This window comes from Pseudomonas sp. LW8 (assembly GCF_041956865.1).
In the GTDB taxonomy this organism is placed as follows: domain Bacteria; phylum Pseudomonadota; class Gammaproteobacteria; order Pseudomonadales; family Pseudomonadaceae; genus Aquipseudomonas; species Aquipseudomonas siliginis.
In genome coordinates this window covers 2,105,494-2,126,621 of the sequence record NZ_CP168138.1, presented here as the reverse complement: position 1 = coordinate 2,126,621, position 21,128 = coordinate 2,105,494, and the positions used below count along the sequence as shown (strand labels likewise).

21 protein-coding genes are annotated in these 21,128 nt (G+C 61.3%); 8 read left to right on the top strand and 13 right to left on the bottom strand.

Annotation, left to right across the window (positions count from 1 at the left end; all coding sequences use genetic code 11):
* Window positions 1-112 precede the first annotated feature (112 nt).
* The 4 genes from AB9L16_RS09570 to AB9L16_RS09555 are packed head-to-tail and all read right to left on the bottom strand — an operon-like array spanning window position 113 to window position 4,350.
* Window positions 113-1,075 carry a sensor domain-containing diguanylate cyclase gene (locus AB9L16_RS09570; protein ID WP_095179571.1) on the bottom strand — a complete coding sequence of 321 codons (963 nt, stop codon included), beginning with the start codon at window positions 1,073-1,075 and terminating at the stop codon, window positions 113-115.
* A gap of 54 nt (window positions 1,076-1,129) precedes the next feature.
* Window positions 1,130-1,708, bottom strand: coding sequence for a hypothetical protein (locus AB9L16_RS09565; protein WP_375123434.1), 579 nt, complete (start codon window positions 1,706-1,708; stop codon window positions 1,130-1,132).
* Between the two features lies 1 nt (window position 1,709).
* Entirely contained in the window at window positions 1,710-3,872 is a 2,163-nt protein-coding gene (locus AB9L16_RS09560; protein ID WP_375123433.1) for a molybdopterin cofactor-binding domain-containing protein, read from the bottom strand.
* Between the two features lie 22 nt (window positions 3,873-3,894).
* Complete coding sequence (locus AB9L16_RS09555; protein WP_041478642.1) at window positions 3,895-4,350, bottom strand: (2Fe-2S)-binding protein; 456 nt, start codon at window positions 4,348-4,350, stop codon at window positions 3,895-3,897.
* Window positions 4,351-4,597: 247 nt separating this feature from the next.
* Here AB9L16_RS09555 and AB9L16_RS09550 point away from each other — a divergent pair, with 247 nt between their 5' ends.
* Entirely contained in the window at window positions 4,598-5,428 is an 831-nt protein-coding gene (locus AB9L16_RS09550; RefSeq protein WP_323621748.1) for an alpha/beta hydrolase, read from the top strand.
* 1,107 nt (window positions 5,429-6,535) lie between these two features.
* On the opposite strand, the gene AB9L16_RS09545 is transcribed toward AB9L16_RS09550, so the two are convergent.
* Window positions 6,536-6,928, bottom strand: a complete 393-nt coding sequence (locus AB9L16_RS09545) for a GFA family protein (protein ID WP_375123432.1) — start codon at window positions 6,926-6,928, stop codon at window positions 6,536-6,538.
* 167 nt (window positions 6,929-7,095) lie between these two features.
* Here AB9L16_RS09545 and AB9L16_RS09540 point away from each other — a divergent pair, with 167 nt between their 5' ends.
* On the top strand, window positions 7,096-7,929 hold the full coding sequence (locus AB9L16_RS09540; protein WP_375123431.1) for a helix-turn-helix domain-containing protein: 834 nt from the start codon (window positions 7,096-7,098) through the stop codon (window positions 7,927-7,929).
* Window positions 7,930-8,072: 143 nt separating this feature from the next.
* On the opposite strand, the gene AB9L16_RS09535 is transcribed toward AB9L16_RS09540, so the two are convergent.
* The 4 genes from AB9L16_RS09535 to AB9L16_RS09520 form a co-directional block, all read right to left on the bottom strand.
* Entirely contained in the window at window positions 8,073-8,660 is a 588-nt protein-coding gene (locus tag AB9L16_RS09535) for a LysE family translocator (RefSeq protein ID WP_122750638.1), read from the bottom strand.
* A 226-nt stretch (window positions 8,661-8,886) separates the two neighbouring features.
* Window positions 8,887-11,124: an ATP-binding protein gene (locus AB9L16_RS09530; protein WP_375123430.1), complete on the bottom strand. Its 2,238-nt coding sequence runs from the start codon at window positions 11,122-11,124 to the stop codon at window positions 8,887-8,889.
* Window positions 11,121-11,726: a biliverdin-producing heme oxygenase gene (locus AB9L16_RS09525; protein WP_041478637.1), complete on the bottom strand. Its 606-nt coding sequence runs from the start codon at window positions 11,724-11,726 to the stop codon at window positions 11,121-11,123. The genes AB9L16_RS09530 and AB9L16_RS09525 overlap by 4 nt, the downstream gene beginning before the upstream one ends.
* Before the next feature lie 194 nt (window positions 11,727-11,920).
* Window positions 11,921-12,196, bottom strand: a complete 276-nt coding sequence (locus AB9L16_RS09520) for a hypothetical protein (RefSeq protein ID WP_122746962.1) — start codon at window positions 12,194-12,196, stop codon at window positions 11,921-11,923.
* Between the two features lie 161 nt (window positions 12,197-12,357).
* On the opposite strand from AB9L16_RS09520, the gene AB9L16_RS09515 reads away from it, so the two are divergent.
* Window positions 12,358-13,476 carry a carboxylate-amine ligase gene (locus tag AB9L16_RS09515; RefSeq protein ID WP_375123429.1) on the top strand — a complete coding sequence of 373 codons (1,119 nt, stop codon included), beginning with the start codon at window positions 12,358-12,360 and terminating at the stop codon, window positions 13,474-13,476.
* Here the strand turns inward: AB9L16_RS09515 and AB9L16_RS09510 are convergent.
* Window positions 13,458-13,889 (bottom strand): VOC family protein, encoded by a 432-nt coding sequence (locus tag AB9L16_RS09510; protein ID WP_375123428.1) that lies wholly within the window; start codon window positions 13,887-13,889, stop codon window positions 13,458-13,460. The genes AB9L16_RS09515 and AB9L16_RS09510 overlap by 19 nt on opposite strands.
* A gap of 109 nt (window positions 13,890-13,998) precedes the next feature.
* Between AB9L16_RS09510 and AB9L16_RS09505 the strand changes: the two genes are divergently transcribed.
* The gene (locus tag AB9L16_RS09505; RefSeq protein WP_375123427.1) at window positions 13,999-15,081 is read left to right on the top strand and encodes a bifunctional transcriptional activator/DNA repair enzyme AdaA; all 1,083 of its coding nucleotides are present in this window, start codon (window positions 13,999-14,001) and stop codon (window positions 15,079-15,081) included.
* 58 nt (window positions 15,082-15,139) lie between these two features.
* Window positions 15,140-15,757 carry a DNA-3-methyladenine glycosylase family protein gene (locus tag AB9L16_RS09500; protein WP_375123426.1) on the top strand — a complete coding sequence of 206 codons (618 nt, stop codon included), beginning with the start codon at window positions 15,140-15,142 and terminating at the stop codon, window positions 15,755-15,757.
* A 44-nt stretch (window positions 15,758-15,801) separates the two neighbouring features.
* On the opposite strand, the gene AB9L16_RS09495 is transcribed toward AB9L16_RS09500, so the two are convergent.
* On the bottom strand, window positions 15,802-16,737 hold the full coding sequence (locus tag AB9L16_RS09495) for a LysR family transcriptional regulator (RefSeq protein ID WP_252879856.1): 936 nt from the start codon (window positions 16,735-16,737) through the stop codon (window positions 15,802-15,804).
* A 225-nt stretch (window positions 16,738-16,962) separates the two neighbouring features.
* On the opposite strand from AB9L16_RS09495, the gene AB9L16_RS09490 reads away from it, so the two are divergent.
* The 3 genes from AB9L16_RS09490 to AB9L16_RS09480 are packed head-to-tail and all read left to right on the top strand — an operon-like array spanning window position 16,963 to window position 19,544.
* Entirely contained in the window at window positions 16,963-17,661 is a 699-nt protein-coding gene (locus tag AB9L16_RS09490) for a CoA transferase subunit A (RefSeq protein WP_110645843.1), read from the top strand.
* Window positions 17,662-17,685: 24 nt separating this feature from the next.
* Window positions 17,686-18,351, top strand: a complete 666-nt coding sequence (locus tag AB9L16_RS09485; protein ID WP_016774134.1) for a CoA transferase subunit B — start codon at window positions 17,686-17,688, stop codon at window positions 18,349-18,351.
* 11 nt (window positions 18,352-18,362) lie between these two features.
* Entirely contained in the window at window positions 18,363-19,544 is a 1,182-nt protein-coding gene (locus AB9L16_RS09480) for an acetyl-CoA C-acetyltransferase (RefSeq protein WP_375123425.1), read from the top strand.
* A gap of 219 nt (window positions 19,545-19,763) precedes the next feature.
* Here the strand turns inward: AB9L16_RS09480 and cobF are convergent, their stop codons facing one another.
* The gene (gene cobF, locus AB9L16_RS09475; protein WP_375123424.1) at window positions 19,764-20,519 is read right to left on the bottom strand and encodes a precorrin-6A synthase (deacetylating); all 756 of its coding nucleotides are present in this window, start codon (window positions 20,517-20,519) and stop codon (window positions 19,764-19,766) included.
* A complete protein-coding gene (locus tag AB9L16_RS09470; protein ID WP_375123761.1) occupies window positions 20,519-21,088 on the bottom strand; it encodes a histidine phosphatase family protein in 570 nt (189 codons plus the stop codon). The genes cobF and AB9L16_RS09470 overlap by 1 nt, the downstream gene beginning before the upstream one ends.
* Between the last annotated feature and the right edge of the window lie 40 nt (window positions 21,089-21,128).

Sequence of the window (21,128 nt, the reverse complement as noted above, 5' to 3'; positions counted from 1 at the left end):
TGACCCACCGCCATCGCGGGCAAGCCCGCTCCCACGGGATTCAAGGTGAACTCACACCTCATTAACGTCACTGGACTCTGTGGGAGCTGGCTCGCCAGCGATGGTGCCGGTGCTAGCAGCCTTTCAGAGCTTGCTTGTGCGCATACATCGCGCCATCCGCATCGGCGAGCAGGCGATCAACGGTTTCGTGGCGTTTGGGGTCGTATTCGATCTGGCCGACGCTGAAGCGAATCGCATAACCGCGGTGCAGCGTGGCGTTGCGCTCTTCGAGGATTTCCTTGAGCCGCGCCATGATCCGCGTGGTTTCAACGTGGCTCGAGCCGGTCAGCAACGCGACGAACTCATCACCACCCAAGCGCCCGACAACATCGCTCTCGCGAAAGGCAATGCGCAACACATCGGCGAAGGTCTTCAGCGCGCTGTCGCCTTCGGCATGGCCGTACAGATCGTTGATCTGCTTGAAGTCGTTGAGATCGAAAAACAACAGCGTCGCCGGTCGGTTCAAACGTGCGCAGGCATCCAGCGCATGCTGGGCCAGTTGCTTGAAACCACGGCGATTGGACAGCAGCGTCAGTTCATCCATGCTTGCCATCTGCACCGCCGTCAGCTCTTGCTCGGCCATCTCCGCGAGGTCGCGCAACAAGGCACGCTCTTCGTCGTCGAGATGGCGGGGTTTGGTATCGATCAGGCACAGGGTGCCCATTTTGTTACCGTCCGGCACCGTCAATGGATAACCGGCGTAAAAGCGAATATTCGGTGCGCCGGTGACCAACGGGTTGTCATGAAAGCGCAAATCTTCCAGCGCATCGGGCACCAGCATCAACTCGTTTTGCAAAATCGCATGGCCGCAGAACGAGACATCGCGGGACGTCTCGCTGACATCCAGACCCACACAGGACTTGAACCACTGGCGATCCTTGTCGACCAGCGTGACCAGGGCGATCGGCACGTTGAACAGGCGCTTGGCCAGGCGCGTCAGACGATCGAAACGCTCTTCAGGGGCCGAGTCGAGGTTGAGGCCGTGCAAGGCGTCGATTCGTGCAGCTTCATTGGCAGGTTTTCCGGGCACCAGCATGCGCACACTCCGTAGACAGTCATGCGTTCAGCGTAGCGCTTAATCGTCGGGGCATCACATTTGCGCCACCGGACACGGCCCGCCGGCATCGGCCCAGAGTTTGAACTGCGCGACGAAAATATCGTGCGGCACCGGCACCGGTGCGCGCCCTGCCCCGGGATTCCAGCCCCAGAGCACCAGTTTGTCTTCGCTGACGTGTTTTAACAGTGCGGCAAAATCCCGATCGCCGTTGCTCGCGCGGTCCTTGATCATCGCGCAGAGCTTGTCCGAGGGCAGGCCGATCCAGGCCATTTTGTGTGCCGCTGGCGGCAGGCTCCAGTGCGGCGCACCCGGCGGCGCATGGGGGCCATAACTGGCCGGCGGATTGCTTTCAGCATGACAGGTGGCGCAGGGCAAACCAGCGGCGCCCTTGCCATCCATGCCGCGCACTACATTCATCGCGTGAGGGATGCCGGCGTCGAACTGCAACGGCGAATCGCCGGGGATGTGGCAGTTCTGGCAGCGCGGGCTCTGAAAGACTTTCTGCACCGTGTCGAAGGCTTTCAAGGCCTGCTGATCCTCGGCAAACAGGTCCGAGGCATAGCCACCGAGGCCCAGCAACACGACGGTGCCCAACACAAGATGTCGTTTCATCTCACACCCCCGACAATTGCAGTGGCAGTTCGCGCAGGCGCTGCCCGGTCAAGGCGAACACTGCGTTGGCCACCGCCGGCGCGGTCGGTGGCACGCCGGGCTCGCCGATGCCGCCGGGTTTTTCGCTGCTGGGGACGATGTGCACTTCCACCACCGGCATTTCGTTGAGCCGCAGCACCTGATAATCGTGATAGTTGGATTGCACGACGCCGCCGTCCTTGACGGTGAGCTTGCTGTGCAACGCCATGCCGAGACCGAAGGTGATGCACGATTCCATCTGCGCGGCGATGCTTTGCGGATTAACCGCAATGCCGCAGTCCACCGCGCAGACCACCCGATGCACGCGGATCGCCAGATTGTCCTGCGAAACCTCGGCGACCTGCGCCACGTAGCTGCCGAACGACTCGTGCACCGCCACGCCCAGAGCATGCCCGTCCGGCAACGGTGCGCCCCAATTGGCCTTCTCCACCGCCAGATTGAGCACGCCAAGGTGGCGCGGGTGCGCTTTGAGCAGCGTTCGTCGGTACTCCACCGGATCCTTGCCCGCCGCCGTCGCCAGTTCATCGATCAGCGATTCCATGACAAAACCCGTGTGGGTGTGGCCCACCGAACGCAGCCACAACACATTGATGCCGGTCTGCGGCGAATGCAGATCGACCTGATGATGAGGCAGATCCTTGATGTACGGACTGTCGGCCACGCCCTCGACCGAGGTGGCATCGATGCCGTTCTTGACCATCGCTGCCTCGAGCATCGTCCCGGCCATGATCGACTGGCCGACCAGCACATGCTGCCAGCTCATCGGCAAACCATCAGCACCCAGCCCGACCTGCGCCTTGTGCAGGTACATCGAGCGGTAGTAGCCGCCGCGAATGTCGTCCTCGCGCGCCCACACGGTTTTCACCGGCAGGTCCGCCGCTTTCGCCACTTGCACCGCTTCGGCGACGAAATCCGAAGTCGGATTGGCACGGCGACCGAAGCCACCACCAAGAAATTCCGTGTGAATTTCGACCTGCTCGGGCTTGAGCCCGGTGATCTTGCTGGCGACCATTTGGTCGAGGGTCTGAAACTGCGTGCCAGTCCAGATTTCGCATTTGCCGGCGCTGATTTTCACCGTGCAATTGAGCGGTTCCATCGGCGCGTGGGCCAGATACGGCACGCTGTATTCGACCTCGATTTTTTTCGCGGCTTTGCCGAAATTGGCCTTGGCATCTCCAGCCTGCGTGGCCGAGGTGCCCGGCGTCGCCGCCAGTTTGCGGAAACTCTCCAGCAGCTTTTCACTGCTCATGCCGGCCAACGGCCCCAGGTCCCAATCGACCTTCAGCACATCACGGCCCAGCTTCGCCGCCCAGAAATGCTCGGCCACCACCGCTACGCCGCTGGGCACCTGCACAACCTTGTGCACGCCGGGAATGGCCAGCGCTGCGGCGCCTTCGAAGGTTTTCACCGTGGCGCCAAACACCGGCGCGCGGGCGACCATCGCGGTCATCAGGCCTTCGAACTGCACGTCCATGCCGAATCTGGCGCGGCCGGTGATCTTCTCCGGGGTGTCGAGACGCTTGGTCGGTTTGCCGATGACTTTCCAGTCCTTGGCTTCCTTGAAAGTGATGGTTTTCGGGTCAGGCACCGGCAGTTGCCCGGCGGCATCGGCCAGTTCGCCGTAGGTCGCGCGGTGGTCCCCGACGATGACCACGCCGGACTCAGTGCGAATCGTCGACGGCGCGACGTCGAAACGTTTCGCAGCCGCTTCCACCAGCATCTGCCGTGCCGTCGCCCCGGCCAGTCGATAGCGGTCGAATTCCATCCAGGTCGACGTCGAGCCACCGGTGATCTGCATGCCGCCAAATGCTGGCAACCCGTAATCCGCCGCTGAGGCTGGCGAGTGCTCGACGCGGATTTTCGACCAGTCGGCGTCCAGTTCTTCGGCGATCAGCATGGTCAGGCCGGTCCAGATGCCCTGGCCCATTTCCGAATGACCGAGCAGCACGGTGACGCTGTTGTCCGCCGCGATGCGCAGGAACGCGTTGGGCGCGAAGGTCTTGTTCTGATTTTCTGCCGCCCGGGCAAAGCGGTTGGCCCCGGGCACCACAAACGCCACCATCAGGCCGCCGCTTAACAGTGCGCTGCCCTTGAGAAAACCGCGACGCGATACGGGACTGTTCATCGTTCATCTCCCACAGAATGAATCAGCCGATTTCGGCGGCGCGTTTGACCGCAGCGCGAATGCGCGGATAGGTGCCGCAGCGGCAGATATTGCCGGAGAGCGCCTGATCGATATCGCTGTCGGTGGGCTTGGGAATTTTCGCCAGCAACGCGGCGGCGGACATGATCTGCCCGGACTGGCAATAACCGCACTGCACCACGTCCAGCTCGGCCCAGGCCTGCTGCACCGGGTGCGAGCCATCGGTGGACAAGCCCTCGATGGTGAGGATTTTCTGCCCATGGGCGACGGCAGTCGCCGGGGTAATGCAGGAGCGTAATGGCGCGCCGTCGACGTGCACGGTGCAGGCGCCGCACTGGGCCATGCCGCAACCGAACTTGGTCCCGGTCAGGTGCGCGATATCGCGCAGAACCCAGAGCAGCGGCATGTCGGCGGGGACATCGAGCTCTTGGTCCTTGCCATTGATATTCAGGGTCAGCATCGGGTGATTTCCTCAGACTCACGTATTGCAAAGGGGCGTCGCTGTGGTCGCAAAAACCTACGGACGCCCGCGCTTATCCCTTTCAGCAAAGCCTAATTTGCGCAGCAAGCCACACGTTGTGACCAGCGGTCATGCAGACCCCGGCTTTGCTCCTACAGTTGATAACGGCTCGCACTGAGTCGTCGTATCTCTGCGCAACCGGCCCGCGAACCTCGCGGTTGTCCATCACAGGTCAGGAGTAACGAATATGGGCTTTGTCACCACTCGAGACGGCGTCGACATCTTCTACAAGGACTGGGGGCCGCGCGACGCGCCGGTGATCCACTTCCACCACGGCTGGCCGCTCAGCTCGGATGACTGGGATGCGCAAATGCTGTTTTTCCTGGCACAGGGCTTTCGGGTGATTGCTCATGATCGACGCGGGCATGGCCGCTCAAGCCAGGTCTGGGACGGCCACGACATGGATCACTACGCCGACGATGTGCTGGCGGTGGTCAATCATCTGGGTACGCGCAACGTTGTCCACGTCGGCCATTCCACCGGCGGCGGCGAAGTGATCCATTACATCGCCCGGCATGGTCAGGACAAGGTCAGCAAAGCGGTATTGATAAGCGCCGTACCACCGCTGATGGTGCAGACCGAAAGCAACCCGGGCGGTTTGCCGAAATCGGTGTTCGATGGCTTTCAGGCGCAGTTGGCGGCAAATCGTGCGCAGTTTTATCGCGATGTGCCGAGCGGACCTTTCTACGGCTACAACCGCCCTGGCGCCGAGCCGTCGGAAGGGACCATCGCCAACTGGTGGCGCCAGGGCATGATCGGTGGCGCCAAGGCGCACTACGACGGCATCGTCGCGTTCTCGCAGACTGACTTCACCGAAGACCTGAAAAAAGTCACCGTGCCGGTGTTGGTGATGCACGGCGAGGATGACCAGATCGTGCCCTACGCCAACTCCGCACCGTTATCGGCGAAACTGCTGCCCAACGGCACACTGAAGTCGTACCCGGGATTTCCGCATGGCATGCCGACGACGCAAGCGGAAACCATCAATGCTGATTTGTTGGCGTTTATTCGCGGGTAACCGCCTCAATCAGGCTTACTGCAATTGGCAAACACTGATCCCCTGTGGGAGCGGGCTTGCCCGCGAGGCGTCTCTACAGTCCAATTATCTGCGAATGACACTCCGCTTTCGCGAGCAGGCTCGCTCCCACAGTTGGGATTGGGTATATCCGTCAGAGACTGGTCGGCTACAAGGCCGCCATCGCTGGCAAGCCAGCTCCCACAGTTGAAATTGGGTGTACCCGTCAGAGACTGGTCGGCTATAAGGCCGCCATCGCTGGCAAGCCAGCTCCCACAGTTGGAATTGGGTATATCCGCCAGAGACTGGTCGGCTATAAGGCCGCCATCGCTGGCAAGCCAGCTCCCACAGTTGGAATTGGGTATATCCGCCAGAGACTGGTCGGCTATAAGGCCGCCATCGCTGGCAAGCCAGCTCCCACAGTTGGAATTGGGTATATCCGCCAGAGACTGGTCGGCTATAAGGCCGCCATCGCTGGCAAGCCAGCTCCCACAGTTGGGATTGGGTATATCCGTCAGAGACTGGTCGGCTACAAGGCCGCCATCGCTGGCAAGCCAGCTCCCACAGGGATCAGGGTAGATCTGCTGTTCATTCGTATCTTTGAGATAGCTATCGCGAGCAGGCTCACTCCTACAAGAGCAAGAGCAAGAGCAAGAGCAAGAGCAAAAGATCGCAGCCTTCGGCAGCTCCTACAGTCTCCGCGTTCGCCTTAGGCCGAGTGTCAGCTCGCCTGCTTTTGATCTTGATCCACCGGCGACGTCGGAAGGCTGAGTGGAGGGATTGATCCGGGCGTGGGAGCGCAGCGACCGTCTGGCGCAGCCAGACACAGCGGAAGGAGGTGCAGCGAAGCAAACCGGAGCCGCTGCGCCCGGATCGATCCCGCAGCGAAGGAACCCGAGCCTGCGAGGGCCGAACGCAGGAGCAAGCCTTTTGGGTTACCTTTTTGGCGTTTGAAAAAGGTGACCCGCCGTAAGGGCGGAACCATAAGCAGCCGTTACCGCAGCAACGGATATGTACTCACTCAAAAAAAACCACCGCCTGACAAAAAGCCTTCGCGAGCAGACTCGCCCCCACAGAAATCGCAAGCGTGCTGAAGGCTGAATCAATCCCCTACCCCTCTGCCCGCCCTTTGCCTTCACGATCACCACGGTAATGCCTGGCCAGCGGAAAATCCGGCAACCACGATTCACGCCGCACAATCCAGCTCTCATAGGTCGGCTTCAACTGATCCGGCGCATCCAGCGCGTCGAGGTTCACCTCGACCTCATCACCACTGCGATTGAACACCGACGAACCACAGCGCGGGCAAAAGTGCCGCCCTTGATACTCATGGGTTTCACCGCTGATGGTCACCGCGTCCTCAGGAAAAATCGCCGAGGCATGAAACAGCGCACCGTGGATCTTGCGACAGTCCAGGCAATGGCACAGCCCGACCCGGTAAGGCTCGCCAGAGGCTTCAAAACGCACATCGCCGCACAGGCATCCGCCGGTAAATGCAGTCATGGTTCAGCTCCATCGCGCTCGTGGTGTCACGCCCCCAGAGCCTATAACAGTCGGCGCTGCAATGCAGACGATGTTTCAGATGAAAGAACTCAATGTTGCCGCACTGCAACGGGCATTCGCCGGCCAGAGCTAATACACTCGGACGCTGACCTGCCGGGACGATCACGATGAAACACGCCGCTGCGAAAAACCCCGAGAAAGCCCCGCGCTTCTGGCGCGACGACGCCCTGCCCTTCATCGAAGCGCGGGCGATCGCGGATGGGCGTGAAGTCTGTTATGCGCGGCATTCCCATGCGCACTTTTCCATCGGCGCAATCACCGCCGGGCGCAGTACCTATGTGCATGAGCAGGCGCAATTTGAGGTGGCGGCCGGCACCGTGGTGCTGATGAATCCCGGCGATGTACACGCCTGCAATCCGATCGATGATCAGCCTTGGTCGTACGTGATGTTGTATGTCGAAACGCCGTGGCTGACGGATTTGCAGCATCAATTGGGGTTTGCCGGGGAGCTGGAATTCCGGCGATTTTCCGACACGCATCTGGCTGATGCCGAGCTGTTCGGCAAATTGATGGGGTTGTATGAGGTTTTGCTCGACGACCAAATGGAGGCGCTGGCGAAACACAGCGCGGCGGTAGAGTTTTTCAGTGATTTGCAGGTCCGCCTCAATCCGGCGGATGAGCCCGTCGATGAGCCGAATTTCAAGCTGGAACGCGCCGCTGATTTCATCCGGGGACATTGCACCGAAGTGCTCAGCCTCGAGGCGATTTGCGCGGCGGCGCAGCTGTCGCCGTCATACCTGATTCGCGCGTTCAAGCAGCGCTACGGGATGACGCCCCATGCCTTCCTGGTCAACCAGCGCATCCAGTTCGCCCGCGAGCGCTTGCGCAGCGGCCAGTTGATTGCCGATGTCGCGCTCCAGGCCGGGTTTGCCGATCAGGCGCATTTTCAGCGAGCGTTCAAACAACATCTGGCGGCAACGCCGGGGCAGTATCGCGGCTGACTTCATACTCGAAGTTGAACACTACCCCCCTTGTGGGAGCGAGCCTGCTCGCGAAAGCGGTGTGTCATTCAACACTTCACTGACTGATCCACCGCATTCGCGAGCAGGCTCGCTCCCACAGGGGGTTGTGGTGGGCCTGTCAATCAAGTGAACAGCAAATAAAGCGCACTCACCGCCAGCAACAACGCCATCAACCGATTGAACCAGCGCATCCCGGCGGCATTGCTCAGATAACCGCGCAAAAACGTCCCGGCATACGCCCAGCAGCCCACCGACAGATAGCAGATCACCAGATACACCGCCGCAAACTGCCAGACCAGCCGCGCCTCGCCGTCGGCGACAAACGCGCCCATGCCGGCGACGCATGCCAGCCAGGCCTTGGGGTTGAGCCATTGCATCACCGCGCCATAGAGCATCGACGGCGCACGGCCGGACTCGCTGGTGTTCAGTTGGCCGTCATCGCTGGCCAGTTTCCAGGCCATGAACAACAGGAACGCCACCCCGGCCCATTGCACCACGCGGGTCATGAACGGCCACAATTGCAGCACCTCATGCAGGCCCAAGCCCATCAGCACCAGCAACAGCACAAACCCCAACGTCGCCCCGGCCACGTGCCGCTGGCTGGCGCGGAAACCGTACTGCGCGCCGGAACTCAAGGCGACGATATTGACCGGCCCGGGGGTGATGGATGCGGCGAGGGCAAACGCCGCCATGGAAAGAATCAGACTCATTGCACACCTGCTTCAATCGAGGAACGAGGTGGCTACGGTAGCGAGCGGGGGATTTGCGGTATTGAAGAAAATGACCCTGAGGATACGAATCTGATCTGATCGTTCCCACGCTCTGCGTGGGAATGCAGCCCGGGACGCTCTGCGTCCCATTCAGAGCCGAACGCAGAGCGTCCGTAGAGGCATTCCCACGCAGAGCATGGGAACGATCAAAACCTACAGGGGGCACTCAGGCGAGGCGCGGCACGGTGAAGCGGAATTCGCTGCCCTGCCCCGGCTCGCTCTCGGCGACGATCTGGCCGCCATGGGCTTCGACGATGCCTTGGGTGATGTACAAACCCAGGCCAGTGCCGGTCGGGTTGCCTTCCTTTATCGTCCAGTAGCGGTCGAACACATGCGGCAAGTGCTCCTTGGGAATGCCTTCACCACTGTCACGCACGATGAACACGATCTCGTCGCCCACCGATTTCGCGTGTACGCCGACGGTGCCCATGCGCGGGGTGAACTTGATGGCGTTGCCCACCAGGTTCGACAGCACCTGAAACAGCCGCTCGGGGTCGGCGTGGATGCGCAGGTCAGGATCGGCCTGGAAGGAAATGCTGATGTCCTTGTCATGGGCCAGAGGCGACAGCAACGCTTGTGCCTCTTCAAAGATGTGCCCGACCTCCAGCGCCTGCGGGGTGATCGAGTAACGCCCGGCATCGATTTTCGAGGTATCGAGCAGGTCTTCCAGCAGCGTGTTCATCCGCGCCGTGGCCTGCTGCATGGTGTCGATTGCAGTGGAGATACGCCGCGAAGTGTGCGCGCCTTCCGAGCTGAAGGCTTTCTGCATCATGCCGCAGAGCATCGAAATCACCGTCATCGGGTTGCGCAGGTCGTGGGAAACCACCGCCACCAGATCATCGCGCGCCTGCACAGCCGCCTGCTCGCGACGTACCTGACGGGCCAGATCGTTTTCCAGCGCTGAACGGCGCAGATCATTGGCGGCGAACCGGTCACCGTGGCTCCACTTGGTGGAGATCCCGGCCATCTCGACCATCCAGATCTCGAACGAAGTACGCGGACGCAGGCGCATCCCGGCGTCGGAGGTTTCCAGATCCAGCGGCTTGCGCGGGTCACCGCTCCAGTTGATGTTTTCCTTCACTTCCGGACGGAACCACAGCACGCCGTTGTCCACCGGTTTGGGCAGGCTCATGGCGAGCACACCGCTGGCCACAGACTGATACTGCGCCGCCGGCGGGTAAACGCTGGACAGGTGATGGCTGGCGAACACCGGCTCGCCGCGCGCCTGCAACCACTTGTGCAGCGCGCGAATTTCTTCCGGCGCCGGGCAGTTGCCGTAACGGTGCAACTGCTTGTCTTCGATGATCGCGATGCCGCCGGCATTGACCAGCGCCATCAGCGTCGCTGGCTGCTGGGCGAGGCCGTCGAAAACATTTTGCGGCGAATCGACCATCGCCTGATTGAGCCGCGCCAGCGCTTCGACCTTCTCTTCACGCTGGCGGGTCAGTTCAAGGGTTTCCATGGCACTGATCTGCAACGACAGGACCTGGCCGATGGTCTGGCAAGCCATGCGCAATTCATGCGGCACGTGCAGCGGCTGGCGATTGCCGCAGCTGATCAGGCCCCAGAGCTTGTCGCCCTTGAGCAGCGAAATGCTCATCGACGACAGCACGCCCATGTTCTTCATGTACTGACAGTGAATCGGCGAGACGCTGCGCAGCGTGGCGAAACTGAGGTCCAGCGGCGTCTGCGTGTCCGGGCGCAGCTTCGGCACCAGTGGCACTGGCTGATAATCGGCGTTGGGGATGATCCGCAACCAGTTGGTGCGATACAGCTCGCGCGCCTGCTCGGGAATGTCCGAAGCCGGGAAGAAAAGGCCGTTGAACACTTCCATCGACGGATCGGACGCTTCGGCGATGACCTGACCGTGGCCCTCTTCCTCGAAGCGATAGATCAGCACCCGGTCGTAACCGGTCATCGCCTGGATTTCCTTGACGCTGATGTCGTACAGGGCCTGCAGCGTGGTCGCCGCTTGCAGGCGCTGGAGCATGCGGCCCAGGTGGGTATTGACCCCGGCGACGTTGCGCGGCTGGAAATTCTTCACATGAATTTCCAGCTCGAGAATCAGCACGCCCTGATGGCGGTGCAGCAAACCTTCGAATTCAGTGCCGTTGAGCTCGAATCGTAGCGGCGCCGCCTCGGAAAACGCTGTCTGCTGCAAGGCTTCGAGCACGTGCGCGGTGTGTTCGGCGCCGATCAGGCTGTGCAGCGGCTGGCCGATCAAGGATTCGGGCGCGCGGGCCAGCAGGGCTTCGACGTTGGCGCTGACCTGAATGATCTGCAGCGCAGGCTCGGTCAGGGTCAGCAGCAAACCATGGGGCTGGATCGCGCCAGGAAAGCGGATCGGCTCGTCGGCACAGTTGGCCAGCAGTTCTTCAAAGGCTTGTGGGTCTTGCGGGTTCATGCCAGTACCTCCTGGCGCTCGAGCCACTGCTCGAAACAGCTGAATGTGGTTTGTGCTGCGCTGACCACGGCCGCGCGTTCGCTGGCCGCCATGGGCCGGTTGCTCAGGTATTCGATGAACTCGCGCCAGCGCCGCCCGGTGGCCGCGCCGTAGACATCGAGGAAGGCAGCGCCATTGTCGGCGTCCAGATTCAGCCGCGCGGCGATCTCCCGACGCAGGATCTGTCCGCCGAGAGTGGCGCCCTCGAGCACGTACAAAACACCGAGACTGGCGGCGCTGGAGTCGATCACCGGCAAGTCCTCGCACAGCGGCAAATCATTGGTCGTCGCGCCCAGTGCGCGCAGGTCGGCGTGCAAGGTCTCGGCCTTCAAACGAGGCGTCAGATCGAAATCATCCGGGACAGCGCCACTGGCGAGCAACGCCCGTTCCAGCGGCTGATAAAAACCGTAATAGGCCGCCATCAAGCGCTCGAATGCGGGGGTATCGAGGGTATCGGTAAAAAAAGGAAGGCGTTTTTCCAGTGCGATGTGCAGTTCGGCTGTGCCGGCCCGCAGATCTTGCAGCACCGGTGGCACATAAACCTCACGGGCCTTTGCTTGCATGTAGATCGCTCTTGGTGGGACCCGGCAGGGGCCATTCTGGGTGGGCTCGACGTGGGGGGAATTTATCACGCCACGCAGCTTTTTCTGACTGCCGAAGCGTTTTTTCTGTCGAACTGCGACCCTATGACAGGTTCAGAGTGGCGCCGGATCAGAAAAGTTCGACCGACGCCACTATCCCGCCACTGCTGACCACCTCAATCAGCGCCGTCGTTCTGCACCGATGGGTCGCCGTTGGCCGGTACGCTGCTGTCGGCAACGGGTTTCGAAGGATTGTTTTTTTCGGCCCCGGGATAACCGGGCAGGCCGCGAGTATCGTCCGGCGTCATGACATCTTCGTTGTCACGACTGACATCCCAGTCGGTGGTGGCGTTAGGGTCTTCATCACGCCCGGCCGTGCCGATGGCGAAGCCGTCGTCGTTGGGATTGACGGTTTGGTTAAGTGCTTTGTCGTTGCTGGATGGGTTGCTCATGTCTGCCTCCAGAACACGTTGATCGGACTTGTTTGGAAACGCCCTGGCCGCTCAAGTGCAATGGACAAGACCAACGGTGCATTCGCGGGGCACTGGTCGCCTGGCGTGAACCACCGCAACGGCGCACGGTTCTCAAGAGAACCACTTGCTCGAGCACCGTCATGAGCCACCCGCGATTCGGCATTGAGGAAGAGTACTTTCTCACTGACCTGCAGAGCCTGCGCATGATCGGCAGTCCGCCGCCACAGGCCATCGAGGCTTGCCGGGCGGCGCTGGGTGTGTGGTTTGCCACGGAGATGTTTCAGGGGCAGATCGAAGTGGCTTCGCCGGTATTCAGCGATTTCGAGCACGCCAGTGATTTTCTGCGTGGCAGCCGTCAGGCCTTGGGTGCAGCCCTTGAACCGTTTGCTCTGGGCGTGCTCAGCGCCGGCAGTCATCCGCTGGCCGACTGGCGCGAGCAGGTTCCGACCGACGAGGAACATTTCCATCATCTGTTCGAGCGCTACGGCCATGTTGCCCGGCGCAGCGTGTTGTCGGGGCTGCATGTGCACGTCGAGGTGGCAGAGCCGCTGGATCGCATTGCGGTGATGAACGAAGTGCTGCCCTGGACGCCGCTGCTGTTGGCACTGAGCTGTTCGTCGCCGATCTGGGATGGCGCCGCCAGCGGCTTCATGAGCTATCGGCAGACCGCGTGTGACGAGTGGCCACGCATGGGCATCCCGCCGCTGTTTGCCGATCAGCGCCATTACGACGAACACTTGGCGTTGCTCATGCGTATCGGCGCGATCAGCAAGCCCGGCGAGTGTTGGTGGGGCGTGCGCCCGGCCGCGCGTTTTCCGACCCTGGAACTGCGTATGACCGACGCTTGCCCTCGCGTCGACGATGCGCTGACCCTGGCGGCGTTTTTCCGCGTATTGGTGGCTCACGCCAGTGCGCAGCGGCGGCCAGGATTGCTCTATGACCAGACCGCACGTTCGATGCTGGAGGAAAATCGCTGGCGGGCCAAACATCAGGGGATTCATGCGCGCTTTTTGGTCGAAGGCATCGACGGCGACTGTTCGCTCGCGCAATGGCTGGAACTGGCCGAGCAGCGTTTTGCCGAAACGGCACAGGTATTGGGCGCGGCGCAGTTGTTCGAGCGTGCGCGGACGATCATCGACAGCGGCACCAGCGCCGATCGGCAACTGGCGCTGTTCAATCTGGCGTCTGAACAAGCGCAAAACGGCCGTTCGGCCCTCGGGCAAGTGGCCGAGCTGCTGCTTCAGGAAACCGCTGGCTGATCGCTCTCGGACGGGCCTTTGAGTTCGACCTGATTGCCGTCCGGGTCAAAACAGTACAGCGACAAGCCGTAACCCTCGGCGCCAAAACGCCTGGCGGCTTGTGCAACGGTCAGCCCGAACGATTGCAGATGGGCGATGAGCGCGGCTTCGTCGAACGGTTCGATGCGCAGGCAGAAGTGGTCGACATTGCGTCGCTGCGCCTGCGCCGCGCCACCGCCCTTGCGCCCGAGTTCGCCCGCCAAATCGACGAGATCGATCATCGACGTACCGGCCCGCAGGTGCACCAGCCCCAGTGGCTGGTTATGCCTGACCACTTCGGCGCCAAACACCCTGGCGTAGAAATCGATGCTGCGTTGCAGGTCGGCGACGCGCAGGACGATATGATCGATGTGCTGAATGGAAAACGGATGCATGAGTTGGCTTCCTCGAAAGCGGCGACCCGCTCATTGTGCTGCACAAGGGAAAAAATTCACTGTCGATTTTTCGGTGGAGCCATCGACAAAGCGGATTTACTCTCTGGCCATGAACATACCAGCCGCTGTCCTGCCGCCCCACGCCGAAATGGTTCGCGCCATGCTCGAGCGCGACACTGCCTATGAAGGCGTGTTCTTCACCGCCGTGAAAACCACCGGGATCTTTTGCCGTCCCAGTTGCACGGCGCGCAAGCCGAAACCGGAAAACGTCGAATTCTTCGCCCACGCCGACGAATGCCTGTGCGCTGGTTACCGCGCCTGCCTGCGCTGCAAACCGCTGGACGCGGCAGCCATTGCCCCGGACTGGGTGCAGCGCCTGCTCAATGCGGTGGACGCCGATCCCGAACGGCGCTGGAGCGATGCGCAATTGCTCGCCGAGGGCATCGAACCGCTGAAACTGCGACGCTGGTTCAAGCAGCACTTCGGTATGACCTTCCACGCCTGGCTGCGCACACGTCGCCTTGGCATGGCCCTGGGCGGGATCAGGCAAGGCACTTCGATCGATCACGCGGCGTTCGACTCCGGCTACGAGTCGCTCAGCGGTTTTCGCGATGCGTTTCAGAAGTCCTTCCACATCACCCCGGGCCGTGCGGCCAACAGTGAGCCGTTGCTGTTCACCCGCCTGACCACGCCGCTGGGGCCGATGATCGCCATGGCTGAGCAGCGTGGGCTGGTGTTGTTGGAGTTTCTCGATCGACCGGCGCTGACCCGCGAAGTCGAAGCGCTGCAGAATCGTTATGGCTACGCGGTTGCGCCGGGGCATAACGCCCACTTGCAGCAGATTGAGGTGCAACTGGCGGATTATTTCGCCGGCAAACTGACTCAGTTCAGCGTGCCGCTGCACCTGCCCGGCAGCGCTTTTGCACGCGAGGTGTGGGCGGCGCTGCTGCAAATTCCCTATGGCCGCACGAGCACGTACGGCGCCATCGCGGCAGGCTTGGGCAAACCCGGCGCCAGCCGTGCCGTCGGCCTGGCCAACGGGCACAATCGCCTGTCGATTGTGGTGCCGTGCCACCGAGTGATCGGCGCAGACGGATCGCTGACCGGCTATGGTGGCGGACAACCGCGCAAGGCATTCCTGCTCAGGCTGGAAAACGCTGCGCTGCAAATGACTCAACAATTGGCTTTTTGAGCCATGCGATCCAACACGCAAACAAGGATTTCGATGAGTACGTTCGAATCACCGCAAGATGGCTGACATGTATGAGACGGCCAGCGCTTTTCTGGCCGCGATAGACACTGACTGGCAGCGCCATGTCAGCAGCGTCGGGCCATGTCTGCATCAGCCACATCCGGCACGCGACCCTTATGAATCGCTGGTCCGGGCGATTGCCTATCAGCAACTGCACGCCAAGGCCGGCGATGCGATCCTTGGGCGTTTGGTGGAGTTGTTCCCCGGCCAGGCGTTTCCGCGTCCGCAGCAGATTCTGGCTACCGAGGTCGAGCGACTGCGTGCTTGTGGTTTTTCGGCGAGCAAGATTGCGACGATTCAAGGGATCGCCCAGGCGACGCTGGATGGCGTGGTGCCGGATTACCCGACTGCGCGGGCGATGGACGATGAAACCATGATAGAACGCCTGACCAGCCTGCGCGGGGTCGGCCGCTGGACCGTGGAGATGCTGTTGATCTACAGCCTCGAACGCATGGACATCCTGCCGGCGGATGATTTTGGCGTGCGTGAGGGATATCGGCGCTTGAAGGGACTGGAGGTGCAGCCAACGCGCAAACAGATGATCGAGATTGGCCAGGCGTGGAAGCCTTATCGGACGGTCGCGGCCTGGTATCTGTGGCGCGTGGCCAAGGTTTAGACCGCGTTATCGTTCTTCGCGAGCAGGCTCGCTCCCACACTGAATCAGCGTTCGACGCTCTGTTTCCGCGTTCCTGGGGTGAGGGGGAAATCGAACTGGCGCTGCAAATCTTCAGCCTTGAGAATCTCGAACAACGCCTGCGCCGCCGCCGACAGGTCATTGCCCGGCTCGGTCAACACACCAATCGCCCGTTCCACCGAATCATTCAAGGTCAGGCAATGCGCGCCCAGCTCACGCATTTGCCCCGCGCACAATGCCGGCACCGCGCTGACCCCAAGCCCGCTGGCAACCATTCGCCCGACCGTCGCCAATTGATGACTCTCGAACTCCACCGGCAACTTCATTCCGCGCGCCTGCAAATGCTCTTCCAGCATCACCCGCACCGTTGATGGCCGCTGCAGGGTGATGAACGGTTGCTCCAGCAAGGTCTGCCAATCGATGTCGGCGCGACCGGCCAGCGCTGAATCGGCCGGCACCACGGCGACAAAACGATCGACATACAAAGGCGTGAACGTCATCGATGTGCTCTGCATCGGCGCGAACGCCACACCGAGTTCAACCTGACGATCGCGGACCATTTCCAGCACTTGCTCGTTGATCACGTCGTTGACCGTCACGTTGACGTTCGGATAACGCGCGCGGAAGCTCTTGAGAATCGGCGGCAGCAGATTGCCGGCAAACGACGGCATCGCCGCCAGCGTCACGCGTCCGCGTTGCAGGCTGAAACGCTGGCGCATCTCGTCTTCGGCGTTGTCCCAGTCGGCGATCAAGCGGCGCGCCAGCGGCAGCAGGGACTCGCCTTCCGGGGTCAGCGCGACATTACGCGTGTTGCGGCTGAACAGACGCCCTCCCAGGCCCTCTTCCAGCGCCTTGATGGTCAGGCTGAGCGCTGACTGCGACAGGTGCAGACGCTCGCAGGCCACAGCAAAACTGAGGCTGTGGGCCACGGCGAGAAAGGCCCGGATCTGTTTGATGGTCATGGTCGCTTTGCTCCAGTTGCGAGCGGCAAGCGTCAAGCTGCAAGCCGTGATGCGATGGCCCTGATCGTTCCCACGCTCCTGCGTGGGAACGATCATCGCCGAACGCGTATTGGTGAGATTTATCAATCAATCAACCGGAAAAATCAACTTAACAAATATATCCAGCAGAGAGACACTCCAGTCATTCGGCTAGCCAGCCGCCCGCAAATAATAAAAGAGGTGCCTATGGCAGGTTTCGACAAGCGTGTGTATTCCTACGAGGAAGCGATGGCCGGGCTGGAAGACGGCATGACAGTCATCGCCGGCGGCTTTGGTCTGTGCGGCATTCCGGAAAACCTGATCGCCGAGATCAAGCGCAAGGGCACCCGTGATCTCACCGTGGTTTCCAACAACTGCGGCGTCGATGGTTTCGGCCTTGGCGTGCTGCTCACCGACCGCCAGATCAGCAAAGTCATCGCCTCCTACGTCGGCGAGAACAAGCTGTTTGAAGAGCAACTGCTCAAGGGCGAGATCGAAGTCATCCTCACCCCGCAAGGCACCCTCGCCGAGAAGATGCGCGCGGGCGGCGCCGGCATTCCGGCGTTCTTCACCGCCACTGGCGTTGGCACCCCGGTTGCTGAAGGCAAGGAAGTGCGCGAGTTCAAGGGCCGCAAGTACCTGATGGAAGAATCCATCACCGGCGACTTCGCCATCGTCAAAGGCTGGAAGGCCGACCATTTCGGTAACGTCGTTTACCGTCACACCGCGCAGAATTTCAACCCGCTGGCCGCGACCGCCGGCAAGATCACCGTGGTCGAAGTCGAGGAAATCGTCGAGCCCGGCGAACTCGACCCGACGCAGATCCACACCCCGGGCATCTACGTCGACCGGGTCATTTGCGGCACGTTCGAAAAACGCATCGAACAGCGCACCGTCCGCAAATAATTCAGGCCTACGGAGAACAACAACATGGCACTTACCCGCGAACAAATGGCTCAGCGCGTCGCCCGCGAAATGCAGGACGGCTACTACGTGAACCTCGGCATCGGCATTCCGACCCTGGTCGCCAACTACATCCCCGAAGGCATGGAAGTCATGCTGCAATCGGAAAACGGCCTGCTCGGCATGGGCCCGTTCCCGACCGAAGAAACCATCGATGCCGACATGATCAACGCCGGTAAACAAACGGTGACGGCTCGGATCGGCGCGTCGATCTTCAATTCCGCCGAATCCTTCGCGATGATCCGCGGCGGCCATGTCGACCTGACCGTCCTTGGTGCCTTTGAAGTGGATGTTGAAGGCAACATCGCTTCGTGGATGATCCCCGGCAAACTGGTCAAGGGCATGGGCGGCGCGATGGATCTGGTGGCCGGCGCCGACAACATCATTGTCATCATGACCCACGCGTCCAAGGACGGTGAGTCCAAGCTGCTGGCCAAATGCAGCCTGCCGCTGACCGGTGCCGGCTGCATCAAGCGCGTGCTGACCGACCTCGCCTATCTGGAAATCGAAAATGGCGCTTTTGTCCTCAAGGAACGCGCACCTGGCGTCAGTGTTGAGGAAATCGTCGCCAAAACCGCTGGTAAACTGATCGTCCCGGATCACGTACCGGAAATGCAGTTCGCTGCCCAGTGAGGAATTCGCACATGCAAGACGTCGTCATTGTTGCCGCCACGCGTACCGCGATCGGCAGTTTTCAGGGCTCCCTGGCCAATGTATCCGCAGTAGACCTGGGCGCGGCGGTGATCCGCCAGTTGCTCGAGCAGACCGGCCTCGACGGTGCGCAGGTCGATGAAGTGATCATGGGCCAGGTGCTCACCGCTGGCGCCGGGCAGAACCCGGCACGTCAAGCCGCAATCAAGGCTGGCCTGCCCCACGCCGTACCGGCCATGACCCTGAACAAGGTTTGCGGTTCCGGCCTCAAGGCTCTGCACCTGGGCGCGCAAGCGATCCGTTGCGGCGACGCCGAGGTGATCATCGCCGGCGGTCAGGAAAACATGAGCCTGTCCAACTACATCATGCCGGGTGCGCGCACCGGTCTGCGCATGGGCCACGCGCAAATCGTCGACACCATGATCAGCGATGGCCTGTGGGATGCGTTCAACGATTACCACATGGGCATCACTGCCGAGAATCTGGTCGACAAATACCAGATCAGCCGCGAACAGCAGGACGCCTTCGCTGCCGCTTCCCAGCAGAAAGCTGCCGCTGCGATCGAGGTCGGGCGCTTCGTTGATGAAATCACGCCGATCCTGATCCCGCAGCGCAAAGGCGATCCGGTCGCGTTCAAGGTCGACGAGCAGCCACGCGGCGATACCACCGCACAATCTCTGGCGAAACTGCGTCCGGCGTTCAAAAAGGACGGCAGCGTCACCGCAGGCAACGCCTCGTCGCTGAACGACGGTGCCGCCGCCGTGATTCTGATGAGTGCCGAGAAAGCCAAGTCGCTGGGCCTGCCGGTTCTGGCCAGGATTGCCGCCTACGCCAACGCTGGCGTCGATCCGGCGATCATGGGTATCGGCCCGGTATCGGCCACCCGCCGCTGCCTGGACAAGGCCGGCTGGAGCATCGATCAGCTCGACCTGATCGAAGCCAACGAAGCGTTCGCTGCGCAATCGCTGGCCGTGGCCAAAGACCTGCAATGGGATCTGGACAAGGTCAACGTCAACGGTGGCGCCATCGCCCTCGGTCACCCGATCGGCGCATCAGGTTGCCGCGTGCTGGTGACATTGCTGCACGAAATGCTCAAGCGCGATGCGAAAAAAGGTCTGGCGACCTTGTGCATCGGCGGCGGTCAGGGCGTGGCTTTGGCGCTGGAACGCGGCTGATACGGAGTTCAAGGTTGACGGCGGATCCACGACATCCGCTGTTGGCTGGCAACAAAAAACCCGGTGCGATTTGCGTTGCACCGGGTTTCTTTTTGCCTGTCTACAATCGGTGGTGAATGTTCTGGCCCCTTCGCGAGCAGGCTCGCTCCCACATTCTGCAACGCATTTCCCTGTGGGAGCGAGCCTGCTCGCGAAAGCGCTTGTTCAGGCGCCAACCACTCAAGGCTTGCGCAACAGATAGGTATCCATGATCCAGCCATGCTCCGCTCGCGCCGCCTTGCGCACCCGTTCGATCTCATCGGCCACTTCCGCCAGCCGGCCGCTGAGCAGTATCTCGTCCGGCGTGCCCAGGTAAGCGCCCCAGAAAATCTCGGTCTGCCGATCCGCCACCCGCTGGTAGGAATCCTCGGCATCAAGCATCACCACCAGACTGTCCGCTTCACCCACCTGCCCCGCCGCCAATCGCCGGCCTGTGGTGATTTCTACTGAGCGACCAATCGTGTTCAAAGGTATTTTGTGCTGCGCAGCCAAGGCTTGAACACTGGTAATCCCGGGGATGACTTCATAGTCGAATTCACAGCGGCCTGTTGCCTGAATCGCCTGAAGAATCCGCAATGTGCTGTCGTATAACGCCGGATCGCCCCATATCAGGAATCCGCCGCACTGGCCGTCGGACAATTCTTCATTGATCAGCCGTTCGAAGGTCTGCTGCTTGGCGAGGTTCAGTGCATCGACGCTCGCCGTGTAGTCGACATCGCCGCGCTCGCGCTCCGGACTGCTGGCTTCGACAAAGCGATGTGCGTGGTCGGTGATGTAGCGCTCGCAGATCTCGCGGCGCAGATCGATCAGCGTCTGCTTGCTCTGGCCTTTATCCAGCAAAAAGAACACATCGACCCGATTCAGCGCTTTCACCGCCTGCATCGTGATGTAGTCCGGATTGCCGGCACCAATGCCGATGACCAGCAGCTGTTTCATCAGTGTTCCTCTTCAAGGGCCATGCCCGGCAAGCGTAGCCGCCAGATGCCATTGAAGCGCAAGTCGATCATCGCCAGTGGCTCGACGTCGATCGCATTGAACGCTGCGCCCTGCAGCACCTGCATCAGCGCCGCGCGCATGACGAACGGATGCGTGACTGCCACTACATGTCCTGGGGTTTCGGCGATGGAGTCCAGCCACATTGAGACCCGCTGCGTCAGTTGCCTGACCGATTCGCCGCCGTGGGGTGCGGCTTCAGGATCGGCCAGCCAGGTTGACAACGCGTCGGCGTGGTTGGCCTGCAAATCCTTGATCGACTGGCCGTGCCAGCGTCCCCAATCGCAATCGCGCAGGGCTTGATCAATCTGCGCATCGACGCCAAACCACGCTGCCGTTTGCCGGGTACGCAGCTCAGGCGCGCAAATCAGTCGCCATGGCGGGGCGAATCGCGCCCTCCACGCGTCAGAAGCTAAATGCAACTCTTCAACAGGCTCGTCCGTAGGAAAACGCGCCAGTTTCTGTGCGACGGTTCGCGCATGGCAAATCAGTGTCAAACGGCTACTTGGCACAAGCATGTACTCGCTCGAAATATATAAAAATAACGGTCAC

Excerpts from the sequence above, each read along its gene's own strand:
- AB9L16_RS09570 (WP_095179571.1), bottom strand. The coding sequence starts at position 1,075 with ATGCTGGTGCCCGGAAAACCTGCCAATGAAGCTGCACGAATCGACGCC.
- AB9L16_RS09565 (WP_375123434.1), bottom strand. The coding sequence starts at position 1,708 with ATGAAACGACATCTTGTGTTGGGCACCGTCGTGTTGCTGGGCCTCGGT.
- AB9L16_RS09560 (WP_375123433.1), bottom strand. The coding sequence starts at position 3,872 with ATGAACAGTCCCGTATCGCGTCGCGGTTTTCTCAAGGGCAGCGCACTG.
- AB9L16_RS09555 (WP_041478642.1), bottom strand. The coding sequence starts at position 4,350 with ATGCTGACCCTGAATATCAATGGCAAGGACCAAGAGCTCGATGTCCCC.
- AB9L16_RS09550 (WP_323621748.1), top strand. The coding sequence starts at position 4,598 with ATGGGCTTTGTCACCACTCGAGACGGCGTCGACATCTTCTACAAGGAC.
- AB9L16_RS09545 (WP_375123432.1), bottom strand. The coding sequence starts at position 6,928 with ATGACTGCATTTACCGGCGGATGCCTGTGCGGCGATGTGCGTTTTGAA.
- AB9L16_RS09540 (WP_375123431.1), top strand. The coding sequence starts at position 7,096 with ATGAAACACGCCGCTGCGAAAAACCCCGAGAAAGCCCCGCGCTTCTGG.
- AB9L16_RS09535 (WP_122750638.1), bottom strand. The coding sequence starts at position 8,660 with ATGAGTCTGATTCTTTCCATGGCGGCGTTTGCCCTCGCCGCATCCATC.
- AB9L16_RS09530 (WP_375123430.1), bottom strand. The coding sequence starts at position 11,124 with ATGAACCCGCAAGACCCACAAGCCTTTGAAGAACTGCTGGCCAACTGT.
- AB9L16_RS09525 (WP_041478637.1), bottom strand. The coding sequence starts at position 11,726 with ATGCAAGCAAAGGCCCGTGAGGTTTATGTGCCACCGGTGCTGCAAGAT.
- AB9L16_RS09520 (WP_122746962.1), bottom strand. The coding sequence starts at position 12,196 with ATGAGCAACCCATCCAGCAACGACAAAGCACTTAACCAAACCGTCAAT.
- AB9L16_RS09515 (WP_375123429.1), top strand. The coding sequence starts at position 12,358 with ATGAGCCACCCGCGATTCGGCATTGAGGAAGAGTACTTTCTCACTGAC.
- AB9L16_RS09510 (WP_375123428.1), bottom strand. The coding sequence starts at position 13,889 with ATGCATCCGTTTTCCATTCAGCACATCGATCATATCGTCCTGCGCGTC.
- AB9L16_RS09505 (WP_375123427.1), top strand. The coding sequence starts at position 13,999 with ATGAACATACCAGCCGCTGTCCTGCCGCCCCACGCCGAAATGGTTCGC.
- AB9L16_RS09500 (WP_375123426.1), top strand. The coding sequence starts at position 15,140 with ATGGCTGACATGTATGAGACGGCCAGCGCTTTTCTGGCCGCGATAGAC.
- AB9L16_RS09495 (WP_252879856.1), bottom strand. The coding sequence starts at position 16,737 with ATGACCATCAAACAGATCCGGGCCTTTCTCGCCGTGGCCCACAGCCTC.
- AB9L16_RS09490 (WP_110645843.1), top strand. The coding sequence starts at position 16,963 with ATGGCAGGTTTCGACAAGCGTGTGTATTCCTACGAGGAAGCGATGGCC.
- AB9L16_RS09485 (WP_016774134.1), top strand. The coding sequence starts at position 17,686 with ATGGCACTTACCCGCGAACAAATGGCTCAGCGCGTCGCCCGCGAAATG.
- AB9L16_RS09480 (WP_375123425.1), top strand. The coding sequence starts at position 18,363 with ATGCAAGACGTCGTCATTGTTGCCGCCACGCGTACCGCGATCGGCAGT.
- cobF (WP_375123424.1), bottom strand. The coding sequence starts at position 20,519 with ATGAAACAGCTGCTGGTCATCGGCATTGGTGCCGGCAATCCGGACTAC.